Source organism: Streptomyces atratus (assembly GCF_900119365.1).
GTDB lineage: Bacteria > Actinomycetota > Actinomycetes > Streptomycetales > Streptomycetaceae > Streptomyces > Streptomyces atratus_B.
Map to the genome: position 1 here is coordinate 190963 of NZ_FPJO01000001.1, position 17103 is coordinate 208065.

Genomic DNA, 17103 nt, shown 5'->3' on the forward strand with positions numbered 1-17103 from the left:
GGGAGCGGCGGGTGGGGTCAGGCGTCCCCCTCGCGCTCCGCGAGGAACCGCTCGAATTCGAGGCCGATCTCGTCGGCGGACGGCAGGTCCACCGGCTCGGCCACCAGATTGCCGCGGGTCTCGGATCCGGCGACCGCATCGTACTGGTGCTCAAGGCCCTCGACGAGCGAGACGAGCTCCTCGTCACCCTGGTCGATCTGCCGGTCGATCTCGGTCTGGGTGCGGTGCGCCTCCGTGCGCAGCGCATGGGCGACGGTCGGCAGGACCAGGCCGGTCGCGGCCGTGATCGACTCCAGCGCGGTGAGCGCCGCGTCCGGGTACGCGGAGCGGGCGACGTAGTGCGGCACATGGGCGGCGACACCGAGGACGTCATGTCCGGCCTCCATCAGCCGGTACTCCACCAGGGCTTCCGCGGAGCCGGGCACCTGCGCCTCGTCGAAGGGGCTGCGGTGGCCGGGCATGAGGTCCGTGCGGTTGCCGTGCGGGGTGATGCCGACGGGGCGGGTGTGCGGGACACCCATCGGGATGCCGTGGAAATTCACCGCGAGGCGGACGCCGAGGCGCTCGACGATCTGCTCGACGGCGGCGGCGAAGCGCTCCCACTCCACATCGGGCTCGGGCCCGGACAGCAGCAGGAAGGGCGCACCGGTGGCGTCCTGCACGACCCGGACGTCGAGCGTCGGGGTCTCGTAGGCGGCCCAGCGGTCGCGCCGGAAGGTCAGCAGCGGGCGCCGTGCGCGGTAGTCGACGAGACGGTCGTGGTCGAAGCTGGCCACGACCTGGTGCGGCAGCGTTTCGAGCAGGCCGTCCACGATCTGCTCGCCGGTCTCGCCCGCGTCGATGTATCCGTCGAAGTGGTAGAGCATGACCAGGCCGGCCGACTCCTGGGCGAGCGCCATGTCGACGACGGCCAGGCCCTTCGGCTCCCATTCGTACAAACTCTGCGGATCAGGCACGGTTACCGCTCCTCCTCGTGTTCCTGGAGAAGAACGTCCGGCAGGGCACACGCATTCCCGGACTGTGCCCTTCCACCCGCCGGTTCATGCCGGAACGAGTGCGAGAACCCGGTACTTGTCGACAGCGGCGGACGACCGCCCGCCTGCCGGAGACACCGGCATCGGCGCCAAGGGCACGGGCGTTGATGTTCACGTCGGTGAACACCCTTACGCAAAAGTCGAGTTCACGGCAGGTCAGGGACGCCGAGATCCTCGCCGGGGGCGTCACGGGGCGCCGGATCCCCAAGTACCCCACAAGCGTTCCCCCGTTCACCAGCCCGCCATTCCCGTCCCTCATCCCCGCCTCGCGGGCAATGGTCCAGACATTGACACGGCCGCACCTCGTCCCTACCGTCACTGGGCAGCACGTTCAGAGACTCGCCCCACATTCACGTACGAGAACCTCGAACACCTTCGACGGGAAGGCACCCCCATGCGCACCCGCACGCTGCTCCCCGCCCTGCTGGCCACCGCGCTCGCCACCGGCGGCCCCGCCCTCGCCTCCGCCACCACGGCGGGTGCGGCCACGGTCATCGATGTGAGCACCGCCGCCCAGCTCAAGTCCGCCCTCACCACCGCGGCCCCCGGCGACACGATCCGGCTCGCCGAAGGCACCTACACCGGCAACTTCAAGGCGACCGTCCCCGGCACCGCCTCCGCCCGGATCACCCTCACCGGCTCCGCCAGGGCGGTCCTCACGGCCGGCGGGGGCTATGGACTGCACCTCGACGGCGCCTCCTACTGGACCGTCAAGGGCATCACTGTCACCGGCGGCCAGAAGGGCATCATGGCCGACACCGCCACCGGCGTCGTCATCGATTCGGTGACCGTGCACGATCTGGACATGGAGGGCGTCCACTTCCGCAAGTCCAGCAAGGACGGCGTCATCAAGAACTCCCGGATCTACGACACCGGGCACGACGGCCGCGGCATGGGCGAGGGTGTCTACGTCGGCACGGCCGGCGATCTCTCCGACCGGAGCGACCGGGTCCAGATCCTGGGCAACACGATCGGTCCGGGGGTCGGCGGCGAGAACGTCGACATCAAGGAAGGCACCACCGGGGCGAGGATCATCGGCAACACCTTCGACGGCAGCGGGCTGACCGGCGCCAACTACGACGACTCCTGGGTCGACGTGAAGGGCAACGACGTCCTGGTCGAGGGCAACAAGGGCTCCCGTACGACCAACAACGGCTACGAGACCCACACCCAGCAGAGCGGCTGGGGCTGCGGCGCCGTCTTCCGCGACAACACCTCGGACCTGACCGGCGCCAAGGGCGACAAGCAGATCGCGGTCAACGTCACCAACTACGGCGCGAACTGCCCGACCACCGTCCACAGCAGCAACACGGTGACCGGCGGCAAGGGCCTCACCAACATCGCCGTCACGCCGTAACCGCCCGGCGGAAACGAGTGAGGCCCGCTCCCCGAAGGGAGCGGGCCTCACTTTTCAGCTACTGCGGTCGATCATCGACCGGAGGGGGTGCAGAGCGTCAGCTCTGGCCGCCCGCCAGCTTCTCGCGCAGGGCAGCCAGGGCCTCGTCCGACGCCAGGGCGCCGGAGTTGTCCGCGGACTCCGAGGAGTACGAGCCGCCACCGCTGCCGCCGGAGGCAGCCGGGGCGCCACCGGCCGGGGCGGCAGCGCCCTCGGCAGCAGCGGCCTCGTCGGCCTCGCGGGACTTGATGACCTGGGCCTGGTGCTGCTCGAAGCGCTGCTGCGCCTCGGCGTACTGCGTCTCCCACGCCTCGCGCTGGGTCTCGTAGCCCTCGAGCCAGTCGTTGGTCTCGGGGTCGAAGCCCTCGGGGTAGATGTAGTTGCCCTGGTCGTCGTAGGACGCGGCCATGCCGTACAGGGTCGGGTCGAACTCGACCGAGGCCGGGTCGGCACCGAAGGACTCGTTGGCCTGCTTCAGCGAGAGGCTGATGCGACGACGCTCGAGGTCGATGTCGATGACCTTGACGAAGATCTCGTCGTTGACCTGGACGACCTGCTCCGGGATCTCCACGTGGCGCTCGGCCAGCTCGGAGATGTGGACCAGACCCTCGATGCCCTCGTCGACGCGCACGAACGCACCGAACGGAACGAGCTTGGTGACCTTACCGGGAACGACCTGCCCGATCTGGTGCGTGCGGGCGAACTGCTGCCACGGGTCTTCCTGCGTCGCCTTGAGCGACAGGGAGACGCGCTCGCGGTCCATGTCCACGTCGAGAACCTCGACGGTGACTTCCTGGCCGACCTCGACAACCTCGGAGGGGTGGTCGATGTGCTTCCAGGAGAGCTCGGAGACGTGCACGAGACCGTCGACGCCGCCGAGGTCCACGAACGCACCGAAGTTGACGATCGAGGAAACGACGCCGGAGCGGACCTGGCCCTTCTGCAGGGTCGTGAGGAACGTCTGGCGGACCTCGCTCTGGGTCTGCTCCAGCCAGGCACGGCGGGACAGGACCACGTTGTTGCGGTTCTTGTCCAGCTCGATGATCTTGGCTTCGAGCTCCTTGCCCACGTAGGGCTGGAGGTCGCGGACGCGGCGCATCTCGACGAGGGAGGCCGGCAGGAAGCCACGGAGGCCGATGTCGAGGATGAGACCACCCTTGACGACCTCGATGACGGTACCGGTGACGATGCCGTCCTCTTCCTTGATCTTCTCGATCGTGCCCCAGGCACGCTCGTACTGAGCGCGCTTCTTGGACAGGATGAGGCGGCCTTCCTTGTCCTCCTTCTGGAGAACCAGGGCCTCGATCTCGTCGCCGACCTTGACGACCTCGTTCGGGTCGACGTCGTGCTTGATCGAAAGCTCGCGGGAAGGGATGACGCCTTCGGTCTTGTAACCGATGTCGAGCAGGACCTCGTCCCGGTCGACCTTCACGATGACGCCGTCGACGATGTCGCCGTCGTTGAAGTACTTGATCGTCTCGTCGATCGCGGCGAGGAAGGCTTCCTCGTTACCGATGTCGTTGACCGCTACCTGCGGGGTGGTGGCGGTGGTCTCGGTGCTGCTCGTCATGTGGGAAAGGGCTCCGGTACGGACAGTGAGTCGTAGGTACTGCTACGCCGGGAGCCCGTATCACCTCTGCAGAAGCCGGACAGCTCGGGAAGTGCCGATCCCGCCGGACGGGAGGCGCCTCGTGAACCGAGGGGACATACAACAGATGCGAGCGCGGCCTGCTAGGTCTGAGGCGCGCAGGCTCGCAGCGCAACTTGTAGCATACGGGGGCAGCCGGGCACGGTCAATGCGCGAAGGCGCACACCGGGGGCGCAACGGCTCATATCCGGCGCAACTCGTGTTCCCCGAGGCCAGATCGGCCGCAGGAGACATTCCATGGGCACGGGAGCCGTACTCACCAGGTACCCCAAGCCGCATACCGCGTGCGGCGGGGTACGGGCAAACTACAACGACGGACACGATGAGCCAAGAGATCTACGCGGCCGAACCGGAAGCGACCCGTCGCGAGGCGTCGGAGGCCGAGAGCAGCCGGGCCAGTCGCGGCTGGTGGGACCGGAACGCCGACGAGTACCAGAGCGACCACGGCGCCTTCCTCGGCGACGACCGTTTCGTCTGGGGGCCCGAGGGGCTCGACGAGGCGGAGGCCGGTCTGCTGGGGCCCGGCGCGTCGCTGCGCGGCCTGGACGTCCTGGAGATCGGTGCGGGCGCCGCGCAGTGCTCCCGCTGGCTCGCCGCGCAGGGCGCCCGCCCGGTGGCCCTGGACCTCTCGCACCGGCAGCTGCAGCACGCGCTGCGGATCGGCGACGAGGTGCCCCTGGTGGAGGCGGACGCCGGGGTGCTGCCGTTCCGGGACGGCTCCTTCGACCTGGCCTGCTCCGCCTACGGCGCGGTGCCCTTCGTCGCCGACCCCGTGCAGGTCTTCCGCGAGGTGCACCGGGTGCTGCGCCCCGGGGGCCGCTGGGTCTTCTCGGTGACGCACCCGGTCCGCTGGGCGTTCCCGGACGAGCCGGGGCCGGAGGGCCTCTCGGTCGCGGCCTCCTACTTCGACCGCACTCCCTATGTCGAGCAGGACGAGCGGGGCGACGCCGTGTACGTCGAGCACCACCGCACGCTGGGCGACCGGGTGCGGGACGTGGTGGCCGGCGGCTTCCGGCTGGTCGACCTCGTCGAACCGGAGTGGCCCGCCTGGAACCACCAGGAGTGGGGCGGCTGGTCCCCGCTGCGCGGGAACCTCATCCCCGGTACGGCGATCTTCGTCTGCGAACGGGACTGATCCCGTACCGATACCGGGGTACGGGATCGGGGGCGCGCCGTACGAGACTGGGGGCGTGATCCGTACCGACGCCCTGGGCCAGTTGCCCGTACGCACCGCCGTTCCCGCCCTGGAGCGGGCGCTCGACGACCGCGGCGTGGCGGTGCTGTGCGCGCCGCCCGGCACCGGCAAGACGACACTCGTACCACTGGTCCTGGCCGGTCTGGCCGGGGGCGGCCCGGTGCGCAGGGTGGTGGTGGCCGAGCCGCGGCGGATCGCCGCGCGGGCGGCGGCGCGGCGAATGGCCTGGCTCATCGGGGAGCAGGCCGGCGGCCGGGTGGGGTTCACGGTCCGCGGGGAGCGGGTGGTGGGGCGCGACACGGTGGTGGAGGTGGTGACCACCGGTGTGCTGCTCCAGCGGCTCCAGCGCGACCAGGAGCTGGCCGGGGTCGACGCGGTGATCATCGACGAGTGCCATGAGCGGCATCTGGACGCGGACACGGTCGCCGCGTTCCTGCTCGATGTGCGGGAGGCGATCCGGCCCGATCTGCGGCTGGTCGCCGCGTCCGCGACGACGGACGCGCAGGGCTGGGCACGGCTGCTGGGCGATGCCCCGGTGGTCGAGGCGCAGGGTGTCTCGCATCCGGTGGAGGTGGTCTGGGCGCCGCCGGCCGCTCCGGTGCGGCCGCCGCACGGGATGAGGGTCGATCCGGCGCTGCTGACGCATGTCGCCGCGACGGTGCGCCGGGCGCTCGCGGAGCGGGACGGCGACGTGCTGTGTTTCCTGCCGGGTGTCGGTGAGATCGGCCGGGTGGCGGGGCAGCTGGCCGGGGTGGCCGCCGAGGTGCTCCAGGTGCACGGGCGGGCTCCGGCGGCGGTGCAGGACGCGGTGCTGGCCGGGTCGTCGCAGGGCCGGCGGGTGGTGCTGGCGACTTCGGTGGCGGAGTCGTCCCTCACGGTGCCCGGGGTGCGGGTCGTGGTGGACTCGGGGCTGGCCAGGGAGCCGCGTACCGATCACGCCCGGGGGCTGAGCGCGCTGACGACGGTGCGGGCCTCGCAGGCGGCGGGAAGGCAGCGGGCGGGCCGGGCCGGGCGGGAGGCGCCCGGGGCGGTGTACCGGTGCTGGGCGCAGGCGGAGGACGGGCGGCTCGCCCGCTTCCCGTCCCCGGAGATCAAGGTCGCGGATCTGGCGGCGTTCGCTTTGCAGGCGGCGTGCTGGGGCGATCCGGACGCGTCGGGGCTGGCGCTGCTCGACCCGCCGCCGGCGGGTGCGATGAGCGCGGCGCGCGAGGTACTGGCGGCGGTCGGCGCGGTGGACATGGACGGGCGGGTGACCGACCGGGGCGTACGGATGTCCCGTCTCGGCCTGCATCCGCGGCTGGCGCGGGCGCTGCTGGACGGCGCCGCAGAGGTGGGCGGGCGGCGGGCGGCCGAGGTGGTGGCGCTGCTGAGCGAGGAGCCGCCCCGGGAGTACGGGGACGATCTGGCGGCCGCGCTGCGCTCCGCGCGGCGGGGCGGGGACGGCTACGCGGCGCGCTGGCGGCAGGAGGTCCGGCGGCTGTCCTCGTCGGTGCGGGACGTGGCCGGGGGTTCCGGTCCGGACGACGCGGCCGTCGGCCTGGTGGCCGCGCTGGCGTTCCCGGAGCGGGTGGCGCGGGCGCGCGGCGAGGGGGTGTTCCTGATGGCGTCGGGGACGGGCGCGGAGCTGCGGGACGGTTCGGGGCTGCGCAGTGCGCCCTGGCTGGCGGTCGCGGTCGCCGACCGGCCCGCCCACGCGGCGTCCGCGCGGGTGCGGCTCGCGGCCGTCGTCGACGAGGACACGGCACGGGCAGCTGCCGGGCAGCTGCTCCAAAGCGGCGAGGAGGTCCACTGGTCCGGCGGCGATGTGGTGGCCCGCCGGGTGGAGCGGCTGGGCGCCGTCGAGCTGTCGGTGCGCCCCCTGCAGCAGCCGGCGCCCGGGCTGGTGCGCGAGGCACTGGTCGAGGGTCTGCGGCGGGAAGGGCTCGGGCTGCTGCGCTGGACGCGGGAGAGCGAGCAGTTGCGGGAGCGGCTCGCCTTTCTCCAGCGTGAGCTGGGTGCGCCCTGGCCGGATGTGTCGGAGGATGCGCTGCTGGAGCGTACCGAGCAGTGGCTGGAGCCAGAGCTGTCACGGGCCCGGCGGCGCTCCGATCTGGTGCGGATCGATGCGGGGCAGGCGCTGCGGAGGCTGCTGCCGTGGGCGACGGGCGAGGCGGGGCGGCTGGACGAGCTGGCGCCGGAGCGGATCGAGGTGCCGAGCGGTTCCCGTGTCCGGGTGGAGTACGGCGGGGCGCAGCCGGTACTCGCGGTGAAGCTCCAGGAGCTGTTCGGCCTGCGGGAGACCCCGAGGGTGGCCGGGGTGCCGGTCCTGGTCCATCTCCTCTCCCCGGCCGGCCGTCCCGCGGCGGTCACGGCGGATCTGGCATCGTTCTGGCGGGACGGGTACCGGGCCGTACGGGCGGAGCTGCGCGGCCGCTACCCGAAGCATCCGTGGCCGGAGGATCCCACCACGGTGGAGGCGACCCGGTTCACGAAGGCACGGCTCAAGCGGGAGCGGGAGTAGGGGCGGGGTCCGGTGTCCCGTCCGGGCGGCGGGAGCGGGCCTCCAGCCAGAGGGCGAGCGCGAGCAGTCCGGCACCGAGGACCAGGAAGCCCCACGGCAGGTACGAGGTGAGCAGCAGGACCAGCAGGCGCTGGGACTTGACCAGCTCGACGATCGATTCGACGTAGTCCGGGCGCATCTTCACGTGCCCGGCGAACACGGTCATGGTGTCCTGCGGCATCCCCATCTTCCTGGCGTTGCGCAGCTCCTCCTTGTGGATCTCCTCGCCGTTGACCGGTGCTCCGGTGACCGGGTCCACCCAGAACATCCGCTTGGTGGTGTACCAGCGGGTCATGCCCGTCTTCGCGATCTGTTCCGGGGTGACGCCCTTGATCGGCATCTTCTTCGGCATCGGGACCTTGGTCCACGGGATGGTCTGCTCGAAGTAGTAGACGTCCATGCCGTGGAAGGTGCGGGTGCCCTTGTAGTGGATGGGCGAGCTGGTGCGGGCCTGGGCGTCGAAGTACTCGTAGTCGCGTTTCTGGGTGAGGAAGGGCCACTTGAACTCGATGCCCTCGCGCCGGACCGGGTCGCCGTCGACGGATTCGCCGGTGGCGTGGACGGGGGCCTGGCTGTGGGCGTCGAAGATGTAGCGCTCGGGGATCTCGGAGACCATCTTGCCGTCCGGGCCGGCCACGAAGCTGAGGGCGTCCCAGACGACGACGTCGCGGCCGGCGCTGCGTTCGATCTTCTCGGACTCCTCGACGTTGCCCTTGAGGGTCTGCACGATGGTGACCTTGGGGACCTGCTTCACCTTCATGTTGTCGTTGTAGTCGAGGAGGGTGGCGGGCTTCGCCTCCAGCACCGTCTCCTGGTACTGACTGGGCGGGATCTTCGCCAGCCTGGGGAAGGCGTACCAGCGCAGCAGTGGCGACATGGCGGCGAAGAAGACGGCGAACGCCAGGAGTACGAGGCTGGCTCGGCGGCGCATGGTGGTGCCCTCCCTCGGCTTCGGTTGCTTCTTCCGGTGGTCAGTGCCGCAGGGGCACTAGTTCTTGGGGCCCGGGACGGTGGTCAGCAGGGGTTTGGGCGAGGTCTCTCCCGGCGGGGCGCCGATCGCGCTGATGGTGAGGACGAGTGCGAGGGCTGCGGCCAGCCCGATGACGGCGGCGACGAGAGCACGCATGCCGGTCCTCCCGGAGAGCATGGATCTGATGGGTCGTCAGGGTTGGGGCACCGTAGCAACGCGGGCGCGAGATGAGAACACGTAGAACAGCCCCTCTGCCGGGTGGTGGCGGAGGGGCTGCTGTTCGTGCGGCCGGGCGGGGTCAGACGGCGGGTGCCTCGGGGGCCTCGACCTTCAGCTCGATGACGATCGTGGCGCCGCCCTCGGTGGTGAGGCGCAGCTTGTAGGTGCCCGTGTTGTCGTCGGCGTAGATCTTGGGGAGCTTCAGGATGCCGTCGGCGCCGGTCCTCAGATCGGTGAGGGTGCGGACCGGCTTGTCGTCGGCGTCCTTGAAGTAGGGACCCTTGTCGTTCTCGGCCGGCTCCTCGGCGTCGGTGATCATGGTGGCGGTGACGGCGACACCGGCCGCGAGCGCGCCCTTGTAGGTGGCCTTGACCTCGACGGTGTCGGCGAACTCGGTGCCGGGCGCCGCGGTCAGTGCCTTGTCGTCGGTCCTGGCGATCGCGTCGGCCTGGCGGGCGGTGACGGTCGCGGTGTAGGTGACGGGGGGCAGCGAGCGGCCGGTGGCGGTGGCCCGCACCGTGAACTTCCCGGCCTTCTCGCCCGCCTTGAGCACCGGGGCGGTGACCGTGCCGTCGGCTCCGGTGAGGAGGGTGACGGCGTTCTTCCCGCCGTTGAAGGCGGCGTCGGTGTCACCGGCGATGGTGAAGGTCACGGACACCTTGGCGAGCGGGCCGCCGAGGCGGTTCCTGGCCCGTACCTTGATCCGCTCGGCGAAGGCGTCGCCCGCGGTGGCGGTCAGCGTGCCGGTACCGGCGTTCTCCACGCCTGCGAGAGTCTGGGCCGGCGGGGTCGTCGGCGGGGTCGGGCTGGTCGATCCGCCGCCACCCGGCTTCGTCGGGTCCGGGCTCGGCTCGGGCTTCGGCTTCGGCTTCGGCCCCCCGGACGGCGAGGGCGACGGGCTCGGGCTGCCGGAGCTGTGGTCCGTACCTCCGCCGAGGCCGGGCGGCACGGTGCCGGTCCCGTCGGGGATCTCGTGGGTGCCGCGGTTGTAGTAGTCGAACCACGAGCGGACGGTGCGCAGATAGGCGTCCGAGTGGTTGTAGCTCAGGACCGCCCGGTCGAGGTCCGCGGCGAGGGACAGATCGCGGGAGCTGGCACAGAGGTAGCGTCCGGCGGCGAGCGCCGCGTCGTAGATGTTGTTGGGGTCCTTGCGGCCGTCGCCGTTGCCGTCCTGGCCCCAGGTCGCCCAGGTGGACGGGATGAACTGCATCGGGCCGACGGCACGGTCGTGGGTCGAGTCCCCGTCGTACGCCCCGTTGTCGGTGTCCTTGATCATGGCGAAGCCCCGGCCGTCGAGGACCGGGCCGAGGATCGGCGAGAACGTGGTGCCGTTCGCGTCGACCCTGCCGCCGCGGGCCTGGCCGGACTCGACCTTGCCGATCGCCGCGAGCAGCTGCCAGGGCAGCCGGCAGGCGGCGTCGGTGTCGTCGAGGGTCTGCTCGGCCTTCTTGTACGCGGCCAGGATCGAGGCCGGGATGCCGGATTCCGCGCTGCCGGTGACGGGCAGATTCGTGGACGTACCGGGCTTGTTGGGGGTGTTCAGCGGGGGCAGGTCCGTGTAGTACGGCGAGTTGCCGGTGGCCGCGCTGTCGTCGGGCGGAGGCGTCGTCCCGGTGGACTGCTGGTCACCGCTGTCGGTGACCAGCGTGGCACCGGGGACTCCCGAGGCGGAGAGCGCCGCCACGGCGACGGCGGCCACAGCAGTGGTGGTCGCCCCCTTGCGAAGTCGACGACCGAATTGCGCTGCCATAAGCTCTGGCCCCTCCCCTTCGACGACTGTCCGCGCTCCCCAGCAGCAGGACTCAGGCGACCCTACGGCAACTTGTGCCGCCGGGACACCGTGCACTGACCGGTTCTTACCTCTTTTTCACGTTCCGGACAGCAAGTCGTACGGCGGTGGTCGGGCGGGCGACGACGGCTCGCCCATACTTGCCGCCATGCCGTTCACACTGAGTCATGCCGCTGCCGTTCTCCCCGGGATGCGGCGGGACGGAACGGCGCGCGGGCCGCTGTTCGCCTCGGTCCTCGTCGCGGGATCGTTCGCCCCCGACATGACGTACTACGCGGACACCGCGGTTCCCGGCGCCATGGAGTTCGGGCAGGTCACCCACTCGGTTTGGGGTGTGTTCACGGTCGATGTGCTGATCACCGCGGCCGTGGTGGCGTTGTGGCTGCTGCTGCGCGAACCGCTGGTGGCGCTGCTGCCAAGAGCCTGGCAGGGGCGGGTGCACGCGTTCCTGCGGGGGCGGCGCGGGGCCCGGGGCGCCCGGGAGGCCGCCGGGTTCGTGCTGTCGGCGGTGATCGGGGCCGCCACCCATGTCGTCTGGGACGCCTTCACCCATCACGACCGGTGGGGTGTGCGCCTGGTGCCGCTGCTCGACGGGAGCGCCGGCGGACTTCCGGTGTTCCAGCTGGTGCAGTACGGCAGTTCGGCGGTGGCCCTGGCCGTGCTCGCCTGGTTCACGGCGTCGGGGCTGCAGCGGACCGGGGCGCGCCCGGCCCCGCCGTCCGTGCCGGTGCTGGACCGCCGGGCGCGTTGGTCGGCGGGGGTACTGCTGAGCGTCTGCGTACTGCTCGGTGTCGCCCACCGGTGCGCACGCTGGTACGCGTACTTCGGGCACATCGACACCCCGCTGGACATCATCCCGACCGCCTGTTTCGGCGCCGGGGCGGGGCTGGCGGCGGGCCTGGTGCTGTACGGGGCGTGGATGCGGCTGCGACGGCCGCGCACAGCCGCACCGGCGACCGCCGAACGGACCTAGGCCCTGTCGTCAAACTGCCGTCTGCCGCGCGGCAGTTTGACGACAGGGCCTAGAGCACAGGGGTCCGGGCGGGCCGGGGCAGCATGTCCCCGGCCCGTCCGGCGCCTCCGGCGGGTCAGTGCGCCGCGGACTCCCAGTCCGTACCGACGCCCACCGAGACATCCAGCGGGGCGCGCAACTGCACGGCCGTGGACATCTCGCGGCGCAGGATCTCCTCCACCCGAGCCCGCTCGCCCCCGGCGATCTCCAGCACGATTTCGTCATGGACCTGGAGCAGCATCCGGGACTTCAGCTTCGCCTCGGTCAGCGCCCGGTCGACCTGGAGCATGGCGACCTTGACGATGTCCGCGGCCGTGCCCTGGATCGGTGCGTTGAGCGCCATCCGCTCGGCCATCTCGCGGCGCTGACGGTTGTCGCTGTTGAGGTCGGGGAGGTAACGGCGGCGGCCGAAGACCGTCTCCGTGTATCCCGTGGCCCTGGCCTCCTCGACCACCCGGTGCAGATAGTCACGCACTCCGCCGAACCGCTCGAAGTAGGTGTCCATCAGGCCGCGCGCCTCGCCCGCCTCGATGTTCAGCTGCTGGGAGAGACCGAACGCGGAGAGCCCGTACGCCAGTCCGTAGCTCATGGCCTTGATCTTGCGGCGCATCTCCGGGTCGACGGCCGACTTGTCGACGCCGAAGACCTGCGAGGCGACCGTGGTGTGCAGGTCCTCGCCGGAGGTGAACGCCTCGATCAGGCCCACGTCCTCGGAGAGGTGGGCCATCACCCGCAGCTCGATCTGGCTGTAGTCGGCCGTCATCAGCGTCTCGAAGCCCTCGCCGACGACGAAGCCGCGGCGGATGGCCCGGCCCTCGTCCGTACGGACCGGGATGTTCTGCAGGTTGGGGTCGGTGGAGGAGAGCCGGCCCGTCGCCGCCACCGTCTGGTTGAACGTGGTGTGGATACGGCCGTCCGCCGCGATCGTCTTGATCAGGCCCTCGACCGTGACCCGCAGCTTGGCCTGCTCGCGGTGGCGCAGCATGATCACCGGCAGCTCGTGCTCGGTCTGCGCGGCGAGCCAGGCCAGCGCGTCGGCGTCCGTGGTGTACCCGGTCTTCGTCTTCTTCGTCTTCGGCAGGCCCAGCTCGCCGAAGAGGACCTCCTGGAGCTGCTTGGGCGAACCGAGGTTGAACTCGCGGCCGACCGCGGCGTGCGCCTCCTTCACCGCCTGCTGCACCGCACCGGCGAACTGCTGCTCCATGCCTTCCAGGTGGGCCCGGTCGGCGGCGATGCCGTGCCGCTCCAGACGGGCCAGCAGCGCGGACGTCGGCAGCTCCATGCCGTGCAGCAGCTCCGCCGCACCGACCTCCGCGAGCCGGGTGGTGAACGCGTCGCCCAGGTCCAGGACCGCGCGGGCCTGCGCCATCAGGGACTCGGCCTCGGCCTGGTCGTCCGCGCCGAAGGCCAGCTGCCCGTCGGACGCCGCGGCGGGGGCCAGCTCACGGCCCAGGTACTCCACCGTCAGCGCGTCCAGCGCGAAGGAACGGCGGCCGGGCTTGACCAGATAGGCGGCCAGCGCGGTGTCCATCGTGACGCCGTCGACCTGCCAGCCGTGCTCGGGGAAGACCCGCATGGCGCTCTTCGCGTTGTGCATGACCTTGGGCCGGTCCGCGTCGGCGATCCAGGCGGCGAACGCCTGCTCGTCGCCCTCGTCGAGCAGGGCCGGGTCGAACCAGGCCGCCGCACCGTCCGCCGCGGCCAGCGCGATCTCGGTGACCGTGCCGCTGCCCACCGCCCAGGTGTCGACCGTGGCCACGCCGAGCGGCTGCCCGCCGTGCTCGGCGAGCCAGGGCGCGAGCTCACCCGCGCCCAGCACCGCACCGTCCAGCTCGACGCCCGCGGCGGGCGCCGGGGCCTCGTCCTCGGCCGCGCCCGGGTCGACGGCCAGCAGCCGCTCGCGCAGGCTCGGGTTACGGATCTCCAGTACATCCAGCACACCCGTCACCGCGGTGCGGTCGTACGGTGCGCGCTCCAGGTCCTGCGGGGTCTTCGGCAGCTCCACGTCACGGACCATCTCGGTCAGCCGGCGGTTCAGCCGCACCGCGTCCAGGTGGTCCCGGAAATTCTGCCCGGCCTTGCCCTTGACCTCCTCGGCGCGCTCGACCAGCTCGTCGAACGAACCGAACTGATTGATCCACTTCGCGGCGGTCTTCTCACCCACACCGGGGATGCCCGGGAGGTTGTCCGACGGGTCGCCGCGCAGCGCCGCGAAGTCGGGGTACTGCCGCGGCGTGAGCCCGTACTTCTCCTCGACCTTCGCAGGGGTGAAACGCGTCAGCTCCGAGACGCCCTTGGTCGGGTACAGCACGGTGACGTTGTCCGTGATCAGCTGGAACGAATCCCGGTCACCGGTGACGATCAGCACCTCGAAGCCGGCCGCCTCGGCCTGCGTGGCCAGCGTGGCGATGACATCGTCCGCCTCGAAGCCGTCGACCGCGAAACGGTCCGCGCGCATCGCGTCCAGCAGCTCACCGATCAGCTCGACCTGCCCCCGGAACTCGTCCGGGGTCTTCGAGCGGTTCGCCTTGTACTCCGGGAACTCCTGCGAGCGCCAGGTCTTGCGGGAGACGTCGAACGCCACCGCGAAATGCGTCGGCGCCTCGTCACGCAGCGTGTTCGCGAGCATCGACGCGAAGCCGTACACCGCGTTCGTCGGCTGCCCCGACCCTGTCGTGAAATTCTCCGCAGGCAGCGCAAAGAACGCCCGGTACGCCAGGGAGTGCCCGTCCATCAGGAGCAGGCGCGGTCGGTTGTCTGCCGTCTTCTTCGATGCCGTCTCAGCCACGCCCCCGATCCTGCCACGGACCACCGACATTCCCGACCGGCCCCACTGGCCGCCCTCCCCGTCGCTGCCGTGAGCCGGTGCCGCGTGACAGGATCGGAAGAGGAACACGGACAGCCTCGATGCACACCGCGCACCGCGCGGCTTCGCAGTCGGCTCAAAGGGGAGCACGCAATGGCCACCAAGCCGCCCACAGGAGATCCGGTCCAGGACGCACCGCGGGTCGAGCCGGCGCAGCACGCCGCCGCCGGGCTCCCGGCCGTCGCCCACAGCCTGCTCATCGCCCAGCAGCAGATGGGCGTACGGCGCACCGCACAGACCCTCCTCAAGGTCAACCAGAAGAACGGCTTCGACTGCCCCGGCTGCGCCTGGCCCGAGGGCGACAAGCGGCACACGGCGGAATTCTGCGAGAACGGCGCCAAGGCCGTCGCCGAGGAGGCGACGCTGCGCCGGGTCACCCCCGACTTCTTCGCCGCGCACCCGGTCGCCGACCTCGCCACCCGCAGCGGGTACTGGCTGGGCCAGCAGGGGCGGATCACCCAGCCGATGCACCTCCCCGAGGGCGCCGACCGGTACGAGGCGGTGACCTGGGAGCGCGCCTTCGACATCATCGCCGAGGAGCTGAACGCGCTCGCCTCCCCCGACGAGGCCCTCTTCTACACCTCGGGCCGCACCAGCAACGAGGCCGCGTTCCTGCTCCAGCTGTTCGCCCGCGAATTCGGCACCAACAACCTCCCCGACTGCTCCAACATGTGCCACGAGTCCTCCGGCTCGGCACTGACGGAGACCATCGGCATCGGCAAGGGCAGCGTCTCCCTGGAAGACCTCCACCGGGCGGACCTGATCATCGTCGCCGGACAGAACCCCGGCACGAACCATCCCCGGATGCTCTCCGCCCTGGAGAAGGCCAAAGCGGCCGGCGCGAAGATCATTTCGGTGAATCCGCTCCCCGAGGCCGGCCTGGAGCGGTTCAAGAACCCGCAGACCCCGCTCGGCATGATCAAGGGCGCCGCGCTCAACGACCTCTTCCTCCAGATCCGGATCGGCGGCGACCAGGCCCTCTTCCGGCTCCTGAACAGAATGATCCTGGAGACCGAGGGCGCCGTCGACGAAGCCTTCGTACGGGAACACACCCACGGCTACGAGGAATTCGCCCGGGCGGCCCGCGAGGCCGACTGGGAGCAGACCCTCGCCGCCACCGGCCTCGACCGCGCCGCCATCGAGCAGGCGCTCGCCATGGTCCTCGCCTCGAAGCGCACCGTCGTCTGCTGGGCCATGGGCCTCACCCAGCACAAGCACTCCGTACCGACCATCCGCGAAGTCGTGAACTTCCTGCTGCTGCGCGGCAACATCGGCCGCCCCGGCGCCGGAGTCTGCCCCGTCCGGGGCCACTCCAACGTGCAGGGCGACCGCACCATGGGCATCTTCGAGCGCCCCGCCCCCGCCTTCCTCGACGCCCTCGACAGGGAATTCGGGATCACCTCACCGCGCCACCACGGCTACGACGTCGTCCGCTCCATCCAGGCCCTGCGCGACGGCGACGCCAAGGTCTTCTTCGCCATGGGCGGCAACTTCGTCGCAGCCACCCCCGACACGGACGTCACCGAGGCCGCGATGCGCCGCGCCCGCCTCACCGTCCACGTCTCCACCAAGGTCAACCGCTCGCACGCCGTGACCGGCACCCGCGCCCTGATCCTGCCGACACTGGGACGCACCGACAAGGACGTCCAGGCGAGCGGCAAGCAGTTCGTCACCGTCGAGGACTCCATGAGCATGGTCCACGCCTCGCGCGGCAACCTCACCCCCGCCGGACCCCATCTGCTCTCCGAGCCCGCCATCGTCGCCCGCCTCGCCCGCGCCGTCCTCGGCCCCGGATCGGCCACCCCCTGGGAGGAGTTCGAGAAGGACTACGCGACGATCCGCGACCGCATCTCCCGCGTCGTCCCCGGCTTCGAGGACTTCAACGCCCGCGTCGCGCACCCCGGCGGCTTCACCCTCCCGCACGCCCCGCGCGACGAACGCCGCTTCCCCACCACGACCGGCAAGGCCAACTTCACCGCCGCACCCGTCGAGTACCCCGAACTCCCCGAAGGCAGGCTGCTGCTGCAGACCCTGCGCTCCCACGACCAGTACAACACCACCATCTACGGCCTCGACGACCGCTACCGCGGTATCAAGGGCGGCCGCCGCGTCGTCCTGGTCAACCCCGACGACGCCCGCACCCTCCACCTGCCCGACGGCGCGTACACCGACCTCGTCGGCGAATGGAAGGACGGCGTGGAGCGCCGCGCCCCCGGCTTCCGCATCGTGCACTACCCGACCGCCCGGGGCTGCGCCGCCGCCTACTACCCGGAGACCAATGTGCTGGTCCCCCTCGACTCCACCGCCGACACCAGCAACACCCCGGCCAGCAAGTCCGTCGTCATCCGCTTCGAGAACACCGGTACGGCGAGCCCCGGCTCGTCGAGCGGCTGAACGAGGAGCGGTACGGGGGCGCGGGCGCCGGCCGCCCCGGT

11 protein-coding genes are annotated in these 17103 nt (G+C 71.1%); 5 read left to right on the plus strand and 6 right to left on the minus strand.

Going from position 1 to position 17103, the window contains the following annotated elements; translation table 11 throughout:
• Nucleotides 1–17 precede the first annotated feature (17 nt).
• Nucleotides 18–956 carry a PAC2 family protein gene (locus BT364_RS00945; RefSeq protein WP_177327992.1) on the minus strand — a complete coding sequence of 313 codons (939 nt, stop codon included), beginning with the start codon at nucleotides 954–956 and terminating at the stop codon, nucleotides 18–20.
• Between the two features lie 472 nt (nucleotides 957–1428).
• On the opposite strand from BT364_RS00945, the gene BT364_RS00950 reads away from it, so the two are divergent.
• The gene (locus BT364_RS00950; RefSeq protein WP_072483116.1) at nucleotides 1429–2391 is read left to right on the plus strand and encodes a right-handed parallel beta-helix repeat-containing protein; all 963 of its coding nucleotides are present in this window, start codon (nucleotides 1429–1431) and stop codon (nucleotides 2389–2391) included.
• 97 nt (nucleotides 2392–2488) lie between these two features.
• Here BT364_RS00950 and rpsA read toward each other — a convergent pair whose 3' ends face one another.
• Nucleotides 2489–4000, minus strand: a complete 1512-nt coding sequence (rpsA, locus tag BT364_RS00955; protein WP_072483117.1) for a 30S ribosomal protein S1 — start codon at nucleotides 3998–4000, stop codon at nucleotides 2489–2491.
• A 400-nt stretch (nucleotides 4001–4400) separates the two neighbouring features.
• On the opposite strand from rpsA, the gene BT364_RS00960 reads away from it, so the two are divergent.
• Entirely contained in the window at nucleotides 4401–5213 is an 813-nt protein-coding gene (locus tag BT364_RS00960) for a class I SAM-dependent methyltransferase (RefSeq protein ID WP_072483118.1), read from the plus strand.
• 55 nt (nucleotides 5214–5268) lie between these two features.
• Nucleotides 5269–7773 (plus strand): ATP-dependent helicase HrpB, encoded by a 2505-nt coding sequence (gene hrpB / locus BT364_RS00965; RefSeq protein ID WP_072483119.1) that lies wholly within the window; start codon nucleotides 5269–5271, stop codon nucleotides 7771–7773.
• On the opposite strand, the gene BT364_RS00970 is transcribed toward hrpB, so the two are convergent.
• From BT364_RS00970 to BT364_RS00975, 3 genes are all read right to left on the minus strand, one after another.
• Entirely contained in the window at nucleotides 7754–8743 is a 990-nt protein-coding gene (locus tag BT364_RS00970) for a cell envelope lipid trafficking protein PgfA (RefSeq protein ID WP_072483120.1), read from the minus strand. The two genes, hrpB and BT364_RS00970, sit on opposite strands and share 20 nt — an antisense overlap.
• A gap of 57 nt (nucleotides 8744–8800) precedes the next feature.
• Entirely contained in the window at nucleotides 8801–8938 is a 138-nt protein-coding gene (locus tag BT364_RS39725) for an SPW_0924 family protein (RefSeq protein ID WP_107408142.1), read from the minus strand.
• A 142-nt stretch (nucleotides 8939–9080) separates the two neighbouring features.
• On the minus strand, nucleotides 9081–10751 hold the full coding sequence (locus BT364_RS00975; protein WP_072483121.1) for a lytic transglycosylase domain-containing protein: 1671 nt from the start codon (nucleotides 10749–10751) through the stop codon (nucleotides 9081–9083).
• 187 nt (nucleotides 10752–10938) lie between these two features.
• Here BT364_RS00975 and BT364_RS00980 point away from each other — a divergent pair, with 187 nt between their 5' ends.
• A complete protein-coding gene (locus BT364_RS00980) occupies nucleotides 10939–11763 on the plus strand; it encodes a DUF4184 family protein (RefSeq protein WP_072483122.1) in 825 nt (274 codons plus the stop codon).
• 115 nt (nucleotides 11764–11878) lie between these two features.
• Here the strand turns inward: BT364_RS00980 and polA are convergent, their stop codons facing one another.
• Nucleotides 11879–14590: a DNA polymerase I gene (gene polA, locus BT364_RS00985; RefSeq protein ID WP_072483123.1), complete on the minus strand. Its 2712-nt coding sequence runs from the start codon at nucleotides 14588–14590 to the stop codon at nucleotides 11879–11881.
• A 171-nt stretch (nucleotides 14591–14761) separates the two neighbouring features.
• Here polA and BT364_RS00990 point away from each other — a divergent pair, with 171 nt between their 5' ends.
• Nucleotides 14762–17062, plus strand: a complete 2301-nt coding sequence (locus BT364_RS00990; RefSeq protein WP_072483124.1) for an FdhF/YdeP family oxidoreductase — start codon at nucleotides 14762–14764, stop codon at nucleotides 17060–17062.
• Nucleotides 17063–17103 lie beyond the last annotated feature (41 nt).